This is a genomic window from Psychrobacter immobilis (genome assembly GCF_904846235.1).
Lineage (GTDB): Bacteria > Pseudomonadota > Gammaproteobacteria > Pseudomonadales > Moraxellaceae > Psychrobacter > Psychrobacter immobilis_C.
In genome coordinates this window covers 168,511-186,656 of the sequence record NZ_CAJGZN010000004.1, presented here as the reverse complement: position 1 = coordinate 186,656, position 18,146 = coordinate 168,511, and the positions used below count along the sequence as shown (strand labels likewise).

Here is an 18,146-nt window from a genome sequence, read left to right as displayed (position 1 = left end):
AAGGTATGGCTTGGTCCAAAAACTTGCTTGCCATATTGTCGCTAATTTGACCGCTTTTAGCAAACGCGTTGAGGGTCTTATTGTGACAATATTGAATGAGTTGTTTTCAGATACTCCCTCAAAACAACTCATTTATCATAATTTAATTGTCTGCCGTGTTGGTCTCTATCCACTCTAAAATATCTTGATAAACGGTCTGTTTATCCTTTTCGTGCAGCACTTCATGGCGCATATTAGGATACAGCTGAATATCGACATGACTGAAATGACGTTTGTCCAGACGCGTGACAACCCTACGTATACCGCGACCCATTTCACCAATCGGATCATCTTCACCGCTGATAAATAGCATTGGGAAGTTTTTGGCAATAGTGGTAGCCCAATTTTTATTCAGTCCAGTATCCATAAGCGTGAACAATGTCATAAAGCCATTATTGGTAAAGTCAAAACCAGTCTTAGGATCGGCTTCATAGGCTTCAATGTTTGCGGTATTTTCACTGAGCCACGCAAACTGTGAGGACGAATTGCGATCAGATAGTTGGCTGTTAAGGACTTTGTTCATCACCTTGGCAAAAACTGTATTCGGTTGTCGTGGGGCGACTCTGGCTAGTAGCTTGTTAATAGGTAATAGAACCTTGGCCAGTGGGTTAGCGTCTGCGGAACCCATTAGGATGGCGCCTGTGAAATTATGCGCATGATGCTTGAGTACATTGCGCACGATAAACGACCCCATCGAGTGACCCATCACAAAATGCGGAACGTCTGGATGACGGTCTTTTAAGCTATCGGCCATGACAATCACGTCTTTTAAAAGTGACTGTACCGGATGCTCTTCACCGAAAAACCCAAGATCGGCCTCAGTCTTGATCGTCTGTCCATGACCCAAATGGTCATAAGTCGCCACAGCGATACCATTGTCTGCCAAAAACTGTGCAAAATCGCTATAGCGACCGCTGTGCTCTGCCATGCCATGCACAATCAATAAAGTTGCGCTAATCTCGACGTCTTTGCTACTTGGCTCAAAAAAGTCATGATGCAAGTAGTGAATATTGTCAGAAGACAAAATGTGATCGTTACTGTTATCGATATTGGTGCTCATGTAATGTTCCTTGATTACTTATAATTTTCATTAACGGTTTTGACGATGTTTCTCAAATAATGGGTCAAGCAGCGCAATTTATCATGCGGCTCTTATAATGTCCTATTGTACTGGGCGATGATAAATAATTTCATCTTATTTTATGATTTTAATTCAGTTATACAAAATCTCATTCTACTAATAACGGTTAAAGCAGTAACTATGATTGAATCCGTATAAGCCACATGAGTCACATAAGCCATTTACGCTCTTACTGTTCGCCCGCAACAGACTGGTCTTATTTATATGATACTTTTAAATGAGTTTTTAAAGTCATTTATATCAATCAACATTCCATCAAATATTAACAGCAACTAACCGCCTTGATAAAATCATCTATGACGAAATTTTCATCGAAAAAGACACTACTATTGGCAGGCGCAGGTCATGCTCATATTGGTATGTTGCGTCGACTTAGCGCCGCGCGTTTAAAGGACGCCGATACGATAGAGGCAGACATTCATTTAATTAGTGAGCAACCGCAAACCATCTATTCTGGCATGTTACCAGGTTGGATGGCAGGGCATTATCAGCTGCATGATATCAGTATCGATATCAAATCGCTTTGTGTGCGAGCAGGTGTGAGATTCATTCAGCAGTCGCTTGTAAAAGTAAACGCAGCGTCAAACAAGGTGGTTACGACTGGCGATGAACAAACGGATTTTGACTATGATGTCTTGTCTCTAAATACGGGCGCAGATACAGACATGCGTTGGCAACCTGACCACAATAGCTACAACGAGTACAGAAGCGATAATGACGATAACAATACTGGCGCTGCTAATACTAACGTGATTGCCATACGACCATTATCAACATTTATCACTCAATGGCAGCGGATTCTAAAGGCCGCTCAGCAGTCTGAAAAGTATCAATTGGCTATTATCGGAGCAGGTGCTGCGGCCATAGAATTGGTGATGGCAGCCCAAGTCGCGCTACGGAACATCAATCGTAATCATCAGGTGACATTAGTATGCGGTGAGAATCTATTGTCAGGGTTTAACTCAGGCTTTCGTCACCGAGTTGTTCAGCAGTTACATCGCCATGGCATTACGATAATTCGAGAACGAGCGACCGATTATCGTGATGGTAAATTATTGACTACGCATAAATCATTGCCCATAAATGCTGTCATCGCTGCGACTGGCGTCATAGGGTCGGCATGGACGGGTTCTACAGATTTGGAGATAGAAGGTGATGGGTTTATCGCGGTGAACGATAAGCAACAGAGCATCTCTCATCCTAACGTGTTTGCGGTTGGTGATGTGGCGACACGAATCGATAAATACGTGGCGCACTCGGGGGTTCATTCAGTGCATGGTGGTGCTGTCGAAGCTGATAACTTATTGGCCTATCTGGGTGACAACGTAATGAAGAGTTATCAGCCAAAGTCGCGCACGCTATATCTGCTGTCTTGCGGTGACAAATACGCCATTGGTAGTTGGGGTAATGTAAACCTACAAGGCCGCTGGGTATGGCATCTCAAGAAGTATATCGATAAGCGTTTTATCGAAGTTAATAAGAATTGACGAAGCTGATAAGAACTAACGAAGGTTAATGCTCATTTAGAATAAACCATAAAATCCATATGATTAGTTGTCAATGCTTATTGATAATCAGGTATGATTGATTAGATAAACCGTAAAGTGAGCAATCAAGTTTTACGTTGTCAAACTTAAAAATAAACAGTAAAAGCAATGCGCTATCTATGTTTTCTAATCTTCAATGTCACGTTGCTATCCTTTTTTAGTTGTACTGCTAACAGGATTTTAGACCACCATGAAATCAACTATCGAGCTACTTGAGCATACGGATTTTCCAGCGATAAAACGACGTCAATTGACGATATTGCAAGTCAATATGGGCTATTTATGTAATATGTCCTGCGTGCACTGTCATGTGGCTGCCAGTCCTTATCGTACCGAGATGATGTCACGTGAGTTGGTTGAGCTGATACCAGAGGTATTACAAGCACAAAACATCGATACGCTTGATTTGACGGGCGGTGCGCCTGAAATGCATGAGGATTTTAAGTATTTGGTCACGGCCGCTCGGGCTCTAGGTGTCAAAGTGATAGACCGTTGTAATCTGACTATCCTTATGGAAGAGGGTTATGAGGATATGGCGCAGTTTTTAGCAGACAACCAAGTGGAAGTGGTGGCATCTTTGCCTTGTTATTCCTTAGAAAATGTCGATAAACAGCGCGGCAAAGGTGCGTTTGACGACAGTATATTGGGATTGCAGAAGCTCAATCAGCTGGGGTATGGCAAGCTTAATTCAGATTTAACATTAAACTTGGTTTTCAATCCGCAAGGTGCGACGCTACCGCCCAATCAACAACAGCTTGAAGCAGATTATAAGCGTGAGTTAAAAGCGCACTTTGATATTGAGTTTAACCATCTATTTGCCCTAACAAATATGCCGATTCAGCGTTTTGGGGCGGTGCTACTGGCAAAAGACCAGTTCCACCCGTATATGGATTTGCTCAAAACTAATTATATGGCTGCCAATTTAGCCGAAATCATGTGCCGTTCGACCATTAGTGTCAACTGGTTGGGTGAACTGTTTGATTGTGATTTCAATCAGCAGTTAGAGATACCTGTACCAAATAAGTCACGGCGACACCTAAGTGATTTGTTAACGCAAAACCCGTCTGGTGATGACATTGCCATTGCTGACCACTGCTATGGCTGTACAGCAGGACAGGGTAGTAGCTGTGGCGGCGCGTTAGAAGAGGCAGTAGAGCCAGCGCTAGTAGCCACGCCTTAGCCGTTCTAATGTCAGTGCTTTTAATATAAGCACTTTAAACATAGGTGCTTTTAGCATACATAAAAATTTAGGTAAAAAACAATCAGTGTAAACGGAGTAAGTCCTATGTCAGTATTTAACTTTTCTGCGAAGACGTTTTTCGCCCAACCAGTTATTGCTACGACTATTTTATTAGCAAGCGTGGCTGCTCATGCTGACTTCAACCATCAGAGCTGGGATAGCTTATTAAATAAGCATGTGACTATGACCAACGGTGGCAAAGCTTCAGTGGTCAATTATGCTGGTATGAAAGCAGATCAAAGTAAGCTGACAAGCTATCTGGAAGCGACGAGCAAAGTGTCTCAATCAGAGTTCAATCGTTGGAGTAAAAACGAGCAGTTGGCATTTTTAATCAACGTTTATAACGCTGGTACGGTTGATTTGGTATTGACGAAATATCCAAACGTCGAATCCATCAAAGATATCGGCGGACTGTTTGGGTCACCATGGAAGCAAGAGTTTGTTTCGCTACTTGGTAAGACGCGCTCACTTGATGATATTGAGCACAACCTGATTCGTGGTTCTAAACGTTACAACGATCCGCGCATTCACTTTGCAGTCAATTGTGCCAGTATTGGTTGCCCTGCATTGCAAGATGATGCCTTTACCGGCAAGCGTTTAGACAGTCAATTAGAGCAGGCAACGTCTAAGTTTTTAGCAGACAGTAGCCGCAATAGTCTCAAAGGCGATACGCTAAGAGTGTCACCAATTTTTAAATGGTATAAAGAGGATTTTGCAACCAACTGGCGCGGCACAAAAGATTTAGCAGGTTTTCTAGGTTGTTATAGCTCGTCATTAGGATTGAGTAAAGCTCAGACAGCGGATCTCAAACAAGGCAAGATAAAAATCAGCTATACCGATTACAACTGGAATTTGAATAAAAAATAAGCCAGTTTTTAATCTTAATCGCTGATTAACGTGACGGTATATCCATTGAACCTATCAATTATTGTTCCTTTATTAAATGAAGCGGATAACTTGCCTAAGCTTATGGCTCATATTGCCAGTCTCGATCTAGCACCCCAGCAAGTGATATTGGTCGATGGTGGTTCAGTAGATGGCTCGGTTGCTATCGCCAACAATTTGCTCAAAAGTACAGAGATTGCTCAATCAATCATTGATTGGCATATTATCGAATCTACCGTAGGGCGCGCACAGCAAATGAATGCGGGCGCTATATTGGCAACAGGTGACGTGCTGCTATTTTTACATGCTGATACCGAGCTACCAGCTGACGCGATAGATAACGTTCAGCAGGCAATAGCTCAGTACGATTGGGGACGTTTTGATGTCTGTTTAGATAGCCGTGAGCCATTGTTAAAAATCGTCGGGTTCATGATAAATCAACGCTCGCGCTTAATGGGTATAGCCACTGGCGATCAAGCAGTTTTTATCAAAAAGTCTTTGTTTGGGCGAATGCATGGCTATCCTGATCAGCCACTGATGGAAGATATCGAACTGTGTAAACGGCTAAAGAAAATTGCTCGACCAGCTTGTCTAAAAACTAAAGTCACGACCTCAGCGCGGCGTTGGCAGCAGCATGGTACATGGCGGACGATTTTTTTGATGTGGCAGTTGCGCTTTGATTATTGGCGAGGCGTATCGCCTAGCGTCTTAAAGCAACGCTACTATAATTAGTGAAGTTATTTGGTTTATCAACATGATAGACAAAAGAAGAAAGAGTTTGTCCTTGTACATTTGACCAATTGAGAGACCGTTATAGTGACAGCTGATTCATCTGCAAAACAGCAAGATACCTGCATCCTTCTGTTTGCAAAATATCCAGCGCCTAATAAGGCGAAAACCCGCTTACAGCCAGCACTGGGTATAGATGGCGCTGCACGTATGGCAAGGCAGCTATTACTGCATAGTATTGAGCAGGCTATTGATACGGGCTTTTCCGTTGAGCTATGTGTGAGTCCAGCACCAACAGATCCATGTTGGCAGGCGCTTGATTTGCCCAACTCACTGCGTTGGTCTACGCAGGCCGACGGTGATTTGGGTTTGCGTATGTTGATAGCCAGTCAGCGGGCATTGGGACGTTTTGACAAGGTTGTATTAATTGGTACGGACTGTCCTAGTCTTACGACAGCATGTATTCAGACAGCGGTACAGCAGCTAAATCAAAACGATGCGGTCATGATTCCAGCGACTGATGGTGGTTATGTGCTGCTAGGGTTTAGACAAGTTAATGACAGCATGTTTTCGGACATTGTTTGGAGTACGACTAGTGTTGCTGCTGTCACCAAGCAGCGCATAGCGGCATTAGTTTGGACACTTGCACTATTTGATCCTTTGCACGATATTGATGAGCCTAAAGATCTAGTACATTTGCCGTCAGGCTGGCTAGATTCTTACATCAATATTAATATCAAAGTGGATAACTACTGATAACCGATAAGTGACAACTAGGTTGATAAACTCACTAATGTAGTTGCATATTCTAAGATGATTCACTAAGAATTTTAACTGGATGGCACATTCAATAAGGATATTGTTATGCATGACGTCGTGCAAAATTACTATGGAAAAGAGTTACAGAGTACCAATGATTTAAAGACCTCGGCTTGTTGTGATATCAGCAATATGCCTGAGTGGCTCAAGCCATTACTCGCAAATATTCATGATGAAGTATTGAATCGCTATTATGGCTGCGGTCTGGTATGTCCAGCACTGCTTGAAGGCTGTCGAATTTTAGACTTGGGCAGTGGCTCAGGCCGAGATGTCTATGCATTAGCGCAATTGGTGGGCGAGAGTGGGCACGTAGTCGGTGTGGATATGACCGATGAGCAGCTAGCGGTCGCCAAGCAGCATCAAGCCTATCATGTCGATAAGTTTGGTTATGACAATGTGACTTTTTTACATGGCTATATCGAGAAACTAGATGAACTAGACCTTGAGGCTAATAGCTTTGATATTATCGTCTCAAATTGTGTTATCAATCTATCACCAGATAAAGCCGCGGTCATGGCCAGTGTGCAGCGTTTGCTGAAACCTGGTGGGGAGTTTTATTTTTCTGACGTCTATGCCGATCGCCGTATCCCGCAACACTTAATCGATGATCCCGTTTTATATGGAGAGTGTTTGAGCGGTGCATTGTATTGGAAGGATTTTAACCGTTTGGCACGAGATGCAGGATTCTTAGACATACGTTTGGTTGAAGATCGCCCACTTGAGATTACAGATCCTGCTTTGGCAGCTAAAATCGGTGATATTCAGTTTTTCTCTGCAACTTACCGCCTATTTAAAATCGACTCGCTTGAGGATGCTTGCGAAGATCACGGACAAGCGGTGATATATAAAGGCTCTATCGAGCAGTCCCCGCATCGGTTTGATTTAGATAAACATCATGCTATCGAAGCTGGTCGGGTATTCCCAGTATGTGGCAATACGTTTCGAATGCTGCAAGAATCGCGCTTTGCGCCGCATTTTGAGTTTATCGGTGATGACAGTCGCCACTACGGTATTTTTGCAGGTTGCGGTGAATTAATGCCATTTAATCAACCTATGATGCTGGCATCTGGTGCAGGTGGTTGTTGCTAACATTAAAGTGGTGTATTTAGCATAAATTTAAATATACATGCTTAATTATAAAAAAGGCCATTATTTTAGATAATGGCCTTTTTTGATTCAATGGGAAACAGCACGATTAAAATTAGACCGATTAGCAGTAGTCAGTCCAAAATGAAGAGTACGTATTAAGATTACGTTAGCAAGGCGGCCAGTCTAATCTTGGTATGCTCGTCCATCGCATCTATAGGTGTGACTAATGCTTGTGCAAGGGCATTGTGAGCGATTGACTCAGGTAGTTCGGCAGAAATTAAAGCAACAGCTTCCTGTATCACTTTTTGAGCATTGTCCGCATTTTTCATTAGGTTCTTTATCGCATAGTCGGCACTGACGGCTTCTTCCGTCGGATGCCAACAGTCGAAGTCTGTCACCAGAGCTAACGTGGCATAAGCAATACTGGCTTCACGTGCCAATTTGGCTTCTGGCATATTGGTCATGCCAATAATATCTGCCTGCATTTGACGATACCATTCTGACTCTGCACGGGTTGAGAACTGTGGACCCTCGATACAGACATAGGTCGCTTTTGAGTGACTGGTGCCTTCTGCAATATCTGCATTGTCATATGCACGCGTCAAGATTTCTGCGAGGGCAGGACAAAGCGGGTCGGCCATTGATACATGAGCGACTGCGCCCGCGCCAAAGAAAGTACTCACTCGCTGCTTGGTCATATCAATCATTTGATTTGGAATGACCATATCTAGTGGCTTAAGCGATTCTCGTAGAGAGCCAACTGCTGATACGGATACGATATAGCGTACCCCAAGCGTTTTTAGCGCATAGATATTGGCACGATAAGGCACTTCGGACGGGGTCAGTCTGTGGCCCTGACCATGCCGTGTTAGAAATGCGACGGTCACTCCCTCAAGCTCACCTAAGACAATATCATCAGATGGACTACCATAAGGCGTCTGTATCGTTATACTGCGTTTGTTGGTCAGTGATGACATTTGGTAGAGACCGCTGCCACCGATGATAGCAATATCAGCAGATAACGTTGCCAGTACTTCCGTGTGGGGTATTGTCATAAGGACTATCCGAATGGGTTAATAAAAGAGAGACACAGGCTAGTGCCATGTAATATCCTGAACCAAAAAATAGCTCAGATAAAATATAGCAGAACTTTTGTACTTATAGTTATAAATCGAGATAGTTATAAATCGAGAATTCTCATTAATTTGCTATATCTAAAGATTCCTAAGAAATAATACATCATGGCGATATTTGTCAGATATCGATAAAGGTTTACAATAGCGACAATTTTTGTTTTAATATTTATTAAATGGAACTTTGTTTCGCATAGCAAAACATACGTATATGTTAGCTCAATGAATGAATGACCTATATTTTCTCTAATAGCTTTAAATATAAGGTATTGAAAGAAAAAGAGAAAGTAAGCTAAGGTTTATTTGTTGGCGGAATTACTATATTATTACTCGTCTGTAACGTATTTATGTATAAATACGTATATTGTTAAACGTATAAAACCGATCACTTCAAGGATGAATTCAATGCTTAATTCTTTAAAATCCCCATTACTTTTGTCAGCTATGTTGAGTGCTGCGTTAGGTCTAACTGCATGCTCATCTCCAAGCTCAGAGGGCAGTGATACTGCATCTGCAGATAGCGCGGCAACAGATACTGCAGCAGATAAGCTTGATACTAAGTTTTTGACCATCGCTACTGGTGGCGCGTCTGGCCCTTATAACATCATTGGTACTTCATTGTCTGAAGTCTATGTCAAAACTTTTGGCGTAAACTCAAAAACTCAAACCACTGGCGCATCAGTCGAAAACGTCAATCTATTGACCCAAGGCAAGGTCGACATGGTTTTGGCACTAAGTGACGTGGTGACGGATGCTGTCGAAGGTAAAAACAACTTTGAGCAGCCAATCACTAACATTCAACAGATTGCTGTTTTGTACCCTAATGTGGTGCAAATCGTAACCTCGAAAAAATCTGGTATCAAAAACATTGAAGATTTACGAGGCAAGCGCATTGCGGTAGGCGATCAAGGTTCTGGTACAGAAGTCAACGCTCGTACTTTACTGGAAGGGTTTGGTATCACATATGATGATGTCACCGTTGATTATCTAGGCTTTGCTGAAGCTGCTGATGGTATGAAAGCAGGTAAGATCGAAGCGGCATTCTTTAGTAGCGGCCTACCAAACTCATCTTTGATGGAGTTAGAACAAGGCTTAGATTTGCAGATTGTCACTATCAACCAAGACAAGCTAAAAGAAATCATCGCGACCAAGCCTTACTTCAAAACCTTTGAGATTCCTGCTGGCACTTATGGCAACGAAACAGCCGTACCAACTGCCGCAATCATGAATGCACTATTGGTTAGCTCTGACCTATCTGAAGCGGATGGTTATAAACTAACCAAAGCATTGTTTGATAATTTAGATGGTCTAAAAACAGCTCACCAAGCGGCCAATGATATCAGTCTAGAAACCGCTCGTGATGGCATGGTAGCCCCAATCCATCCTGGAGCTAAAAAATACTATGACGAACAAGCAGCCAAGTAATTCATTATGGTTATCAACTGGCGCGGCATTTATTGCAGCGCTGGTTTTTTTTACGCTATGGTTAGGCTCTACGCTTCAGTCTGTCGTTGAAGTGCGAGTCGCAGGCGTAGACGGTGCTGATGATAAGGTTTGTTATTTCACTGAGCCTGATTTTCAGATACGTTGGATACATTCTGTAGAAAAACAGTGGTGGGAAGAACAGTATCAACGCATAGACGGCAGCAGTACAGCAGGTGCGGAGCTGTTACTGACCACGACCTATTTTGAAGCGTTCGGTGCAGGGACGCCCTCCACCGAAATGCTCGCTCCTATACAAAAGCCTGGCTATCTGGGTTATCAAATTAACGAAAAACTGCCTCGCCTTAATTGGGTCGTATCTAGACTGACCAAAGGTGAAATGGATTATGGTGGTCATCGTTTCTTGATTCACCAGTGGGTGCCAGACTATTCTGAAGTGGTGATCATGCCTAAGACGTATGATTTAATTGATAGATTTAAAAAGGACTTTTGTCATGAACTCCCAAGTGACGGATCAAGGTAGTGTGACTACCATGCCAGATGCTCAAGTTGATAACGATGCTGAGGCGGATGCGGTCAACCGAGCAGTATTGGAAAAATATGACCGAGAGTCAATCACGCGTCATATCACTCAAGGACCAGTAAAATATTTCATTGCTGGCATTTGTATACTCTATTCACTGTTTCATTTATATATCACTTTTAATCCAATGCCAGCACTGTTACAGCGCTCTGTACACGTGGGTGTTGGTTTTGCATTGATATTCCTAATTTTTCCAGCCAGCAAAAAAAGCAGTCGCAAGCGAGTGGCATGGTATGACTGGATTTGGTTTGCCTTGTCTCTATCCGGTATGGGCTATCTCATTTATGAGTATCAAGATATCGTTACCTCGCGTGGCGGTATGGCCAATCAGGTCGATGTGATATTTTCTTTGATTACGGTAGTCTGCGTGTTAGAAGGCAGTCGCCGTATTACTGGTTGGATTTTGCCAATCTTGGCCGGCATATTTTTGGCCTATCCATTTGTTAGTCATTTAGACTTTATGCCTGACAGGCTTTTGACTCGCCCTTATGATATGGGTGATATTTTTGGTCAATTATTCTTAAAAACAGAAGGTCTATACTCTGTCGCGATTGGGGCATCGGTAACGTTCATTTTCTTATTCATTCTGTTTGGTGCGTTCTTAGCACGTTCGGGAATGGGGCAGTTGTTCAATGATTTAGCATTGGCCATCGCTGGTCATAAGAAGGGCGGACCTGCAAAAGTAGCAGTCATCTCTAGTGGTTTTATGGGTAGTATCAATGGCTCAGCTTTATCCAATGTGGTTAGTACGGGTGCCTTTACCATTCCGTTGATGAAAAAAGTCGGCTATCACAAAGATTTCGCAGGTGCAGTTGAGGCCAGTGCTTCGGTTGGTGGGCAGATTTTGCCACCGATTATGGGTGCTAGTGCCTTCATCATGGCTGAGACAACAGGCTTGCCGTATAGCACGATTGCCTTAGCAGCATTATTGCCAGCGATATTGTACTATTTAGGCGTCATTGCGCAGGTGCATTTCCGTGCTGGACGTCGCGATCTAAAAGGTATCGCTAAAGAAAATTTACCAGCGGTCAAAGAAGTATTAAAAGCCCGCGGTCACATGCTATTGCCGATTGTCTTCTTGATTTTCTTATTAATCAGAAACGTACCTGTGGGATATGCAGCAGCTTATACCATTGGCTTTACCGTTGTGATCAGTATGCTACGTGCTGAAACGCGCATGAGCTTTTCTGATATTCTGGGTGCATTAGAAGATGGTGCGCGCCAGTCACTAGCGGTCATGGCGGCTTGTGCGGTTGTCGGTATTATTATTGGGGTTGTGAGCCTGACCAGTTTTGGTACGGTGATGACCTCATCTATCGTCACGCTAGGTGCAGGATCACTATTCTTTACGCTTATCTTAACGATGTTGGCATCAATGGTTTTAGGCATGGGATTACCATCTATTCCTGCCTATATCATTACGGCGACCATGGCTGCACCAGCATTGGCCGGTTTTGATATTCCAATCTTATCAGCGCACATGTTTGTTTTCTATTTTGGTATCTTTGCCAATATTACACCGCCTGTATGTCTCGCAGCCTTTGCGGGTGCAGGTATATCCGGTGGTGATCCGATGAAGACAGGGTTCTTGTCCCTCAAGCTTGCCCTAGCTGGATTCATCGTGCCGTTTATGTTTATCTATAATCCAACGATGTTGATGATAGATCCAACCGGTTTGGCAGTTACAGCAAAAGATTTCCCGCTGCCACCTATTGTAGATATTATTACAGTGGTAGTGACTTCGGTAACTGGTGTCATTGCACTGAGCTCAGCACTCGAAGGGTACTTCAGAGGCGGTATGAATACGGTGACTCGTGTTATCTTAGCTATTGGTGCTTTGCTATTGATTTATCCTGAGATTACGACTGGTATCGCAGGTGGTGTGATTGTTCTTGGTATTGCTGTATTCAATATAAAAACAGCTGGAAAGCCAACGCCAACTTTAACCGTGTAAAGCATTGGGTTTAATCATTCTTAAATCTAACAAAGCTCAAAAAAAGGGTGAATAACAAATTTGTTATTCACCCTTTTTAATATTCTTAAGAAATGTTTTAGCGACTGCTGTTCGCAACTACTTTCACATCACTTTATTGCTAAATTAGCAGCCAAGTTTACCTTCAGCTTCTAATGCTTTTTTGCTACGGATAGGTGCTGGGCAGTCTTCGCCGTAGTACTGACGATCTGCAAAGTAGCTTGAGCGTACCATTGGACCTGCCCAAATGCTAAAGAAGCCAATCTTTTTGCCGTAGTCCATATAGCGTTGGAACTCGTCTGGATGGACATAACGATCGACAGGCGCATGGTTTTTACTAGGCTGTAGATACTGACCGATAGTGATCATATCTACATCATGAGCTTTTAGATCATCGAGTAGGGCATAGATCTCTTCTTCTGTCTCGCCAAGACCAACCATAAAGCCGCACTTGGTGGCGATATCAGGACGACGCTCTTTATAAATCTTAAGCAAATCTAGCGAATGCTGATAGTCAGAACCTGGACGGAAAGCTTTGTATAGACGTGGCACGGTTTCGATGTTGTGGTTAAACACATCTGGTGCAGTCTCTGTCAATAAATCTAATGCGATATCCATACGACCACGGAAATCTGGCACTAATATTTCAATCAAACAGTTTGGGCTAAGCGCTCTTGACTCGTTTAGCACTTCTACAAAATGTCCCGCACCGCCGTCTTTTAGGTCATCGCGATCGACAGAGGTGATTACGGCATACTTAAGCTGTAAACCTTGAATGGTCTCAGCAGTATGACGCGGCTCATCCTTGTCTAGCTCATTAGGACGACCATGTCCTACATCACAGAATGGGCAGCGACGCGTACAGATATCACCCATGATCATAAAGGTGGCTGTACCATCAGCGAAGCACTGTGGCAGGTTAGGGCAGGCCGCTTCTTCACAAACGGTATAAAGCTTTTGCTCACGCAAGGTTGCTTTGATACGAGCGACTTCAGCAGGCGAGGACATTTTTACCCGAATCCAATCAGGCTTTTTCTTTGCCTCGACAGTCGGGATCACCTTAATTGGGATACGGGCAACTTTGTCATAGCCACGCAGCTTTTCGCCTTGGATGGCTTTTTTTGGTTTGGCCTTAGCAGCAGGTACATGTGTTTGTACGGCAGTTGTCATAATGGAGTTATCTCTTAACCCTTTATATTATAAGGGTTTATGGAATTATCAGAATGTTTTATGAGTGCAGATATTATAGCAGAAATTTGATCGTCAATTTTTAAACAATATTGTTAAGATTACTATGATTGCTCGGACGACCATAGTTTTAAATATCTATATCAATTTCTAACTCATTCAGTATATCTATGGCAGCGCGAAACGCTTCTTGAGTAGCAGGTGCACCGCAGTACGGCAAGCTATGCATGAGCACTTCTCTAATCTCAGCGACACTAGCCCCGTTGTTAATGGCACCGCGTATATGTCCTTTCAACTCATTTGGGCTTTTTTGGGCAATTAAAAAGGCAATAGTGATTAATGAGCGATACTTGCGTGGTAATACTGAGTCATCTTGCCAAGTGCTGCCCCAAGCGTGTTCAATAATCCAATCTTGCAGCGGTTGGGTAAATCCTGTGGCAGCATCAAGCGAGCGTTTGACATGCTGCTCACCCATCACCTCAGTACGTACCTTGAGACCATTGTCATAGTTAGGATTGTTGTCCGTATTGCTATCAGTCATATCGTCGTCCTTAATGTTTTTACCAAATCGACTGCTAATCAATCGACCATTAACAAATCGATATTGCTACATTTTTTTAAGCGAGACTTTATCGAAGTTGTTTCTTACAAAAGCGTATATCAGTCATATGGTGTCTGCTCAGTCATAAAGCAAGTACTTATTGATAAGCGTAATCAGGCAAATGCCAGTTATAATGAGCGCTATAATCATATTATTGATGGCACTATTTTTATAATAAATGTTCAATATGGCCTTACTATGCGCCTTTTCAGAGCTGAGCCATTAACATTTAAAGCGTTTTAAGCTATGATTGCACGGATAATTATTTCATATAGTATATAGACGCAGGCAGTCATGCTGACTACCCACGTAATGTGCTACACCCCAACTGACGAGGACGACTATTGTGTTAGAAGCTTATCGTAAACATGTCGAAGAACGTGCTGAGCTAGGAACTGTACCCCTACCACTAAATGAAAAACAAGTAGTAGAGTTGGTTGAATTATTAAAGAACCCGCCTGCAGGCGAAGATGCGTTCTTGATGAACCTATTAGAAAACCGTATCCCTGCTGGTGTTGACCAAGCAGCATACGTTAAAGCGGCATTTCTGGCTGCTATCTTAAAGGGTGAAACATCATCACCACTTATCAGCAAGCAAAAAGCCGTTGAAATTCTAGGCACTATGCAAGGTGGCTACAACGTTCAGCCATTAGTTGCTGCATTAGATGATAGCGAAGTTGCACAAGACGCTGCTGAAGCACTAAAGAAAACTTTGCTAGTATTTGACGCGTTCAATGACGTGACTGAAAAAGCTGAAGCTGGCAACACTATTGCTAAAGAAGTGATTCAGTCTTGGGCTGACGCAGAATGGTTCTTGAACCGTGCTGAAGTACCAAAGAAAACCACGTATACGACGTTCAAAGTAACTGGCGAAACCAACACGGATGACTTGTCACCTGCGCAAGACGCATGGAGCCGTCCTGATATCCCATTGCATTCACTAGCCATGCACAAAAACTCTCGCGACGGTATCAATGCTGACGAAGAGGGCGTTGTTGGCCCAATGAAGCAAATCGAAGCGCTTAAAGAAAAAGGCCATCCGCTAGCCTATGTTGGTGATGTTGTTGGTACTGGTTCTAGCCGTAAGTCTGCAACCAACTCAGTATTGTGGTTGATGGGTGAAGATATCCCTAACGTGCCAAACAAACGTGGCGGCGGTTTAGTACTTGGTAACAATATCGCTCCTATCTTCTTCAACACTATGGAAGATTCTGGCGCATTGCCAATCGAAAAAGTGGCAGTTGATAACCTAAACATGGGTGATGTGTTTGACATCTATCCGTACGAAGGCAAAATCACTAAGCATGACTCTGATGAAGTACTATCAACGTTCTCACTAAACTCACCAACATTGCTTGATGAAGTTCGTGCTGGCGGCCGTATTCCATTAATTGTTGGTCGTGGTTTGACTAACCGTGCTCGTGAATACATGGGTCTTGGTCATTCAGACATCTTTGCTAAGCCAGAAGAGCCAGCTGATACTGGTAAAGGCTTTACGCTTGCCCAGAAAATGGTTGGTAAAGCGTGTGGTCTGACAGGCGTACGTCCAGGTATGTACTGTGAGCCTAAGATGACGACTGTCGGCTCTCAGGATACGACTGGTCCGATGACGCGTGATGAGCTAAAAGACTTGGCATGTTTGGGCTTCCAAGCGGATCTCGTGATGCAGTCATTCTGTCATACTGCTGCTTATCCAAAGCCAGTTGACGTTGAGACTCAGCACACACTACCTGACTTTATCATGAACCGTGGCGGCGTAAGCTTACGTCCAGGTGATGGTATCATTCACTCGTGGCTTAACCGTATGCTACTTCCAGATACCGTTGGTACTGGTGGTGACTCGCATACTCGTTTCCCAATGGGTATCTCGTTCCCAGCGGGTTCTGGTCTAGTTGCTTTCGCAGCTGCAACTGGTGTAATGCCACTTGATATGCCTGAATCTGTTCGTGTTCGTTTTGTTGGTGAGCGTCAGCCTGGTATCACCCTACGTGACCTAGTACATGCTATCCCTTATCAAGCGATCAAAGAAGGTTACTTGACGGTTGATAAGAAAGGTAAAATCAACGAGTTCAACGGCCGTATTCTTGAAATCGAAGGTCTAGAAGATTTGACTGCTGAGCAAGCGTTTGAATTATCTGATGCCTCAGCTGAGCGTAGTGCTGCTGGTTGTACCATCACTTTGTCTGAAGCGTCAGTGACTGAGTACCTAAACTCAAACATCACGCTGCTTAAGTGGATGATTTCAGAAGGCTATGGCGATGCACGTACGATCAGCCGCCGTGTTGAGCAAATGCAAGAGTGGTTGGCTAACCCAAGCCTCATGCGTGCTGACGACGATGCTGAATACGCGATCGACATCACTATCGATATGAGCGAAATCAAAGAGCCTATCCTTTGCTGCCCGAACGATCCAGATGATGCAAAAACGCTAGCAGACGTGGCTGGTGATACCATTGATGAAGTATTCATTGGTTCATGTATGACCAACATCGGTCACTTCCGTGCCGCTGGTAAATTGCTACAAGACGTACCAGCAGGTAGCTTGAAGACTCGTCTATGGATTGCACCACCTACTAAGATGGATGCACGCCAGTTGATGGAAGAGGGTTACTACAACATCTATGCACAAGCCGGCGCTCGTACTGAAATGCCAGGTTGTTCACTATGTATGGGTAACCAAGCACGTATCGCACCGAAATCTACTGCGGTATCGACCTCAACTCGTAACTTCCCGAACCGTCTAGGTCAAGGCGCTAACGTATACCTAGCTTCTGCAGAGCTTGCAGCAGTCGCAGCGGTACTTGGTAAATTGCCGACTAACGATGAGTATCAGCAGTATGCTGGCATGCTAAACAGCATGGGTGATGAAGTCTATCAATACATGAACTTCGACCGTATGGAAGACTATACTGAAGAAGCAGATAAGATTAACGTTGCTCAGTTGACTTAATATATGGTCTAAAACGTTTTTAAGTTCTAAAAATAAACCCCGTATCGTTATGATGCGGGGTTTTTTGCTGATGGCTTCAAGACAAGTAGTATTCATTTACAAACTTTTATTGAGTATCTATAATCAAAGCCAATGGTTGATAATTTTCACTGACGATTTCTACTTTTCACGACTGAGATAAAAAGCCCTATGGAAAATAATATCAAGCTCAATAAAGCGACACCGCCACCATTGCCCGGATCTACGATGGCTAACAATCATAATGATGAAGAAAATTACGGCATCATTGACTGGTTTAAAAAAGGCATGAGAAATTACACGAATTTTTCTGGCCGTGCTCGCCGTAAAGAGTATTGGTATTTTTTTCTAGTACAAATGGGAGTGATGATCGTTGCAATGCTGATAGACGCAATAATATTCAGCTCAGAGACAGGTTTATTTTACATAGTAGCAGTACTTGGTTTATTTCTGCCTGGTCTTGCCGTGACTATCCGCCGCTTGCATGATACTAGCCGCTCAGGATGGTGGTTTTTGATAGGGATAGTACCACTAATAGGATCTATTATATTGCTGGTATTTCTAGCGAGTGATACCAAGCCTGAAACCAATAAATGGGGTCTACCGGCAAAATAGTCCGGCTAAAACAGGCGCCAATCGTTAATAAAACGGCTTACGCCTGTTTACAAATGTCCTCACTGATTTTTGAGTTTGGTTTCTGTATAATATAGGGGCAGGCGGAAACCGTGGCTCTGCACTTCATTGATTTTTTCTAACTCGGGACGGACCG

General features: G+C 43.4%; 15 protein-coding genes. 11 read left to right on the top strand and 4 right to left on the bottom strand.

What is annotated here, in order from left to right:
- Positions 1–142: 142 nt before the first annotated feature.
- The gene (locus tag JMX07_RS04260) at positions 143–1,099 is read right to left on the bottom strand and encodes an alpha/beta fold hydrolase (protein WP_201606489.1); all 957 of its coding nucleotides are present in this window, start codon (positions 1,097–1,099) and stop codon (positions 143–145) included.
- 377 nt (positions 1,100–1,476) lie between these two features.
- Here JMX07_RS04260 and JMX07_RS04255 point away from each other — a divergent pair, with 377 nt between their 5' ends.
- The 6 genes from JMX07_RS04255 (at position 1,477) to JMX07_RS04230 (ending at position 7,489) form a co-directional block, all read left to right on the top strand.
- Positions 1,477–2,667, top strand: a complete 1,191-nt coding sequence (locus tag JMX07_RS04255) for an FAD-dependent oxidoreductase (protein ID WP_201606487.1) — start codon at positions 1,477–1,479, stop codon at positions 2,665–2,667.
- Positions 2,668–2,917: 250 nt separating this feature from the next.
- Complete coding sequence (gene arsS / locus JMX07_RS04250) at positions 2,918–3,907, top strand: arsenosugar biosynthesis radical SAM (seleno)protein ArsS (protein ID WP_201606486.1); 990 nt, start codon at positions 2,918–2,920, stop codon at positions 3,905–3,907.
- A 105-nt stretch (positions 3,908–4,012) separates the two neighbouring features.
- Positions 4,013–4,834 carry a DUF547 domain-containing protein gene (locus JMX07_RS04245; RefSeq protein ID WP_201606479.1) on the top strand — a complete coding sequence of 274 codons (822 nt, stop codon included), beginning with the start codon at positions 4,013–4,015 and terminating at the stop codon, positions 4,832–4,834.
- Positions 4,835–4,879: 45 nt separating this feature from the next.
- Entirely contained in the window at positions 4,880–5,584 is a 705-nt protein-coding gene (locus JMX07_RS04240) for a TIGR04283 family arsenosugar biosynthesis glycosyltransferase (RefSeq protein WP_227684616.1), read from the top strand.
- Positions 5,585–5,668: 84 nt separating this feature from the next.
- Positions 5,669–6,337 carry a TIGR04282 family arsenosugar biosynthesis glycosyltransferase gene (locus JMX07_RS04235; protein WP_201606474.1) on the top strand — a complete coding sequence of 223 codons (669 nt, stop codon included), beginning with the start codon at positions 5,669–5,671 and terminating at the stop codon, positions 6,335–6,337.
- 108 nt (positions 6,338–6,445) lie between these two features.
- Entirely contained in the window at positions 6,446–7,489 is a 1,044-nt protein-coding gene (locus JMX07_RS04230; protein ID WP_201606470.1) for a methyltransferase domain-containing protein, read from the top strand.
- Between the two features lie 161 nt (positions 7,490–7,650).
- On the opposite strand, the gene mtnP is transcribed toward JMX07_RS04230, so the two are convergent.
- Positions 7,651–8,544 (bottom strand): S-methyl-5'-thioadenosine phosphorylase, encoded by an 894-nt coding sequence (gene mtnP / locus JMX07_RS04225; protein WP_201606469.1) that lies wholly within the window; start codon positions 8,542–8,544, stop codon positions 7,651–7,653.
- 483 nt (positions 8,545–9,027) lie between these two features.
- Here mtnP and JMX07_RS04220 point away from each other — a divergent pair, with 483 nt between their 5' ends.
- From JMX07_RS04220 to JMX07_RS04210, 3 genes are read left to right on the top strand one after another with little or no spacing between them, the layout of a single operon-like run.
- On the top strand, positions 9,028–10,047 hold the full coding sequence (locus JMX07_RS04220) for a TAXI family TRAP transporter solute-binding subunit (protein ID WP_057760864.1): 1,020 nt from the start codon (positions 9,028–9,030) through the stop codon (positions 10,045–10,047).
- Positions 10,025–10,588 carry a DUF1850 domain-containing protein gene (locus JMX07_RS04215; protein ID WP_201606466.1) on the top strand — a complete coding sequence of 188 codons (564 nt, stop codon included), beginning with the start codon at positions 10,025–10,027 and terminating at the stop codon, positions 10,586–10,588. Before JMX07_RS04220 ends, JMX07_RS04215 begins: the two co-directional genes overlap by 23 nt.
- 10 nt (positions 10,589–10,598) lie before the next feature.
- On the top strand, positions 10,599–12,602 hold the full coding sequence (locus JMX07_RS04210) for a TRAP transporter permease (protein ID WP_201606558.1): 2,004 nt from the start codon (positions 10,599–10,601) through the stop codon (positions 12,600–12,602).
- 144 nt (positions 12,603–12,746) lie between these two features.
- Here JMX07_RS04210 and lipA read toward each other — a convergent pair whose 3' ends face one another.
- Together lipA and JMX07_RS04200 are read right to left on the bottom strand one after the other, a co-directional pair.
- A complete protein-coding gene (gene lipA / locus JMX07_RS04205; protein WP_057760861.1) occupies positions 12,747–13,790 on the bottom strand; it encodes a lipoyl synthase in 1,044 nt (347 codons plus the stop codon).
- Between the two features lie 148 nt (positions 13,791–13,938).
- Positions 13,939–14,349, bottom strand: coding sequence for a carboxymuconolactone decarboxylase family protein (locus JMX07_RS04200; protein ID WP_057760859.1), 411 nt, complete (start codon positions 14,347–14,349; stop codon positions 13,939–13,941).
- Positions 14,350–14,755: 406 nt separating this feature from the next.
- Between JMX07_RS04200 and acnB the strand changes: the two genes are divergently transcribed.
- Positions 14,756–17,359, top strand: a complete 2,604-nt coding sequence (acnB, locus tag JMX07_RS04195) for a bifunctional aconitate hydratase 2/2-methylisocitrate dehydratase (protein ID WP_201606464.1) — start codon at positions 14,756–14,758, stop codon at positions 17,357–17,359.
- Between the two features lie 189 nt (positions 17,360–17,548).
- Positions 17,549–17,992 (top strand): DUF805 domain-containing protein, encoded by a 444-nt coding sequence (locus tag JMX07_RS04190; protein ID WP_227684614.1) that lies wholly within the window; start codon positions 17,549–17,551, stop codon positions 17,990–17,992.
- Positions 17,993–18,146: the final 154 nt, after the last annotated feature.

What these genes read in the sequence shown, in the direction of transcription:
- JMX07_RS04260 (WP_201606489.1), bottom strand. Translation starts at nt 1,099, where the DNA reads ATGAGCACCAATATCGATAACAGTAACGATCACATTTTGTCTTCTGAC.
- JMX07_RS04255 (WP_201606487.1), top strand. Translation starts at nt 1,477, where the DNA reads ATGACGAAATTTTCATCGAAAAAGACACTACTATTGGCAGGCGCAGGT.
- arsS (WP_201606486.1), top strand. Translation starts at nt 2,918, where the DNA reads ATGAAATCAACTATCGAGCTACTTGAGCATACGGATTTTCCAGCGATA.
- JMX07_RS04245 (WP_201606479.1), top strand. Translation starts at nt 4,013, where the DNA reads ATGTCAGTATTTAACTTTTCTGCGAAGACGTTTTTCGCCCAACCAGTT.
- JMX07_RS04230 (WP_201606470.1), top strand. Translation starts at nt 6,446, where the DNA reads ATGCATGACGTCGTGCAAAATTACTATGGAAAAGAGTTACAGAGTACC.
- mtnP (WP_201606469.1), bottom strand. Translation starts at nt 8,544, where the DNA reads ATGACAATACCCCACACGGAAGTACTGGCAACGTTATCTGCTGATATT.
- JMX07_RS04220 (WP_057760864.1), top strand. Translation starts at nt 9,028, where the DNA reads ATGCTTAATTCTTTAAAATCCCCATTACTTTTGTCAGCTATGTTGAGT.
- JMX07_RS04215 (WP_201606466.1), top strand. Translation starts at nt 10,025, where the DNA reads ATGACGAACAAGCAGCCAAGTAATTCATTATGGTTATCAACTGGCGCG.
- JMX07_RS04210 (WP_201606558.1), top strand. Translation starts at nt 10,599, where the DNA reads ATGCCAGATGCTCAAGTTGATAACGATGCTGAGGCGGATGCGGTCAAC.
- lipA (WP_057760861.1), bottom strand. Translation starts at nt 13,790, where the DNA reads ATGACAACTGCCGTACAAACACATGTACCTGCTGCTAAGGCCAAACCA.
- JMX07_RS04200 (WP_057760859.1), bottom strand. Translation starts at nt 14,349, where the DNA reads ATGACTGATAGCAATACGGACAACAATCCTAACTATGACAATGGTCTC.
- JMX07_RS04190 (WP_227684614.1), top strand. Translation starts at nt 17,549, where the DNA reads ATGGAAAATAATATCAAGCTCAATAAAGCGACACCGCCACCATTGCCC.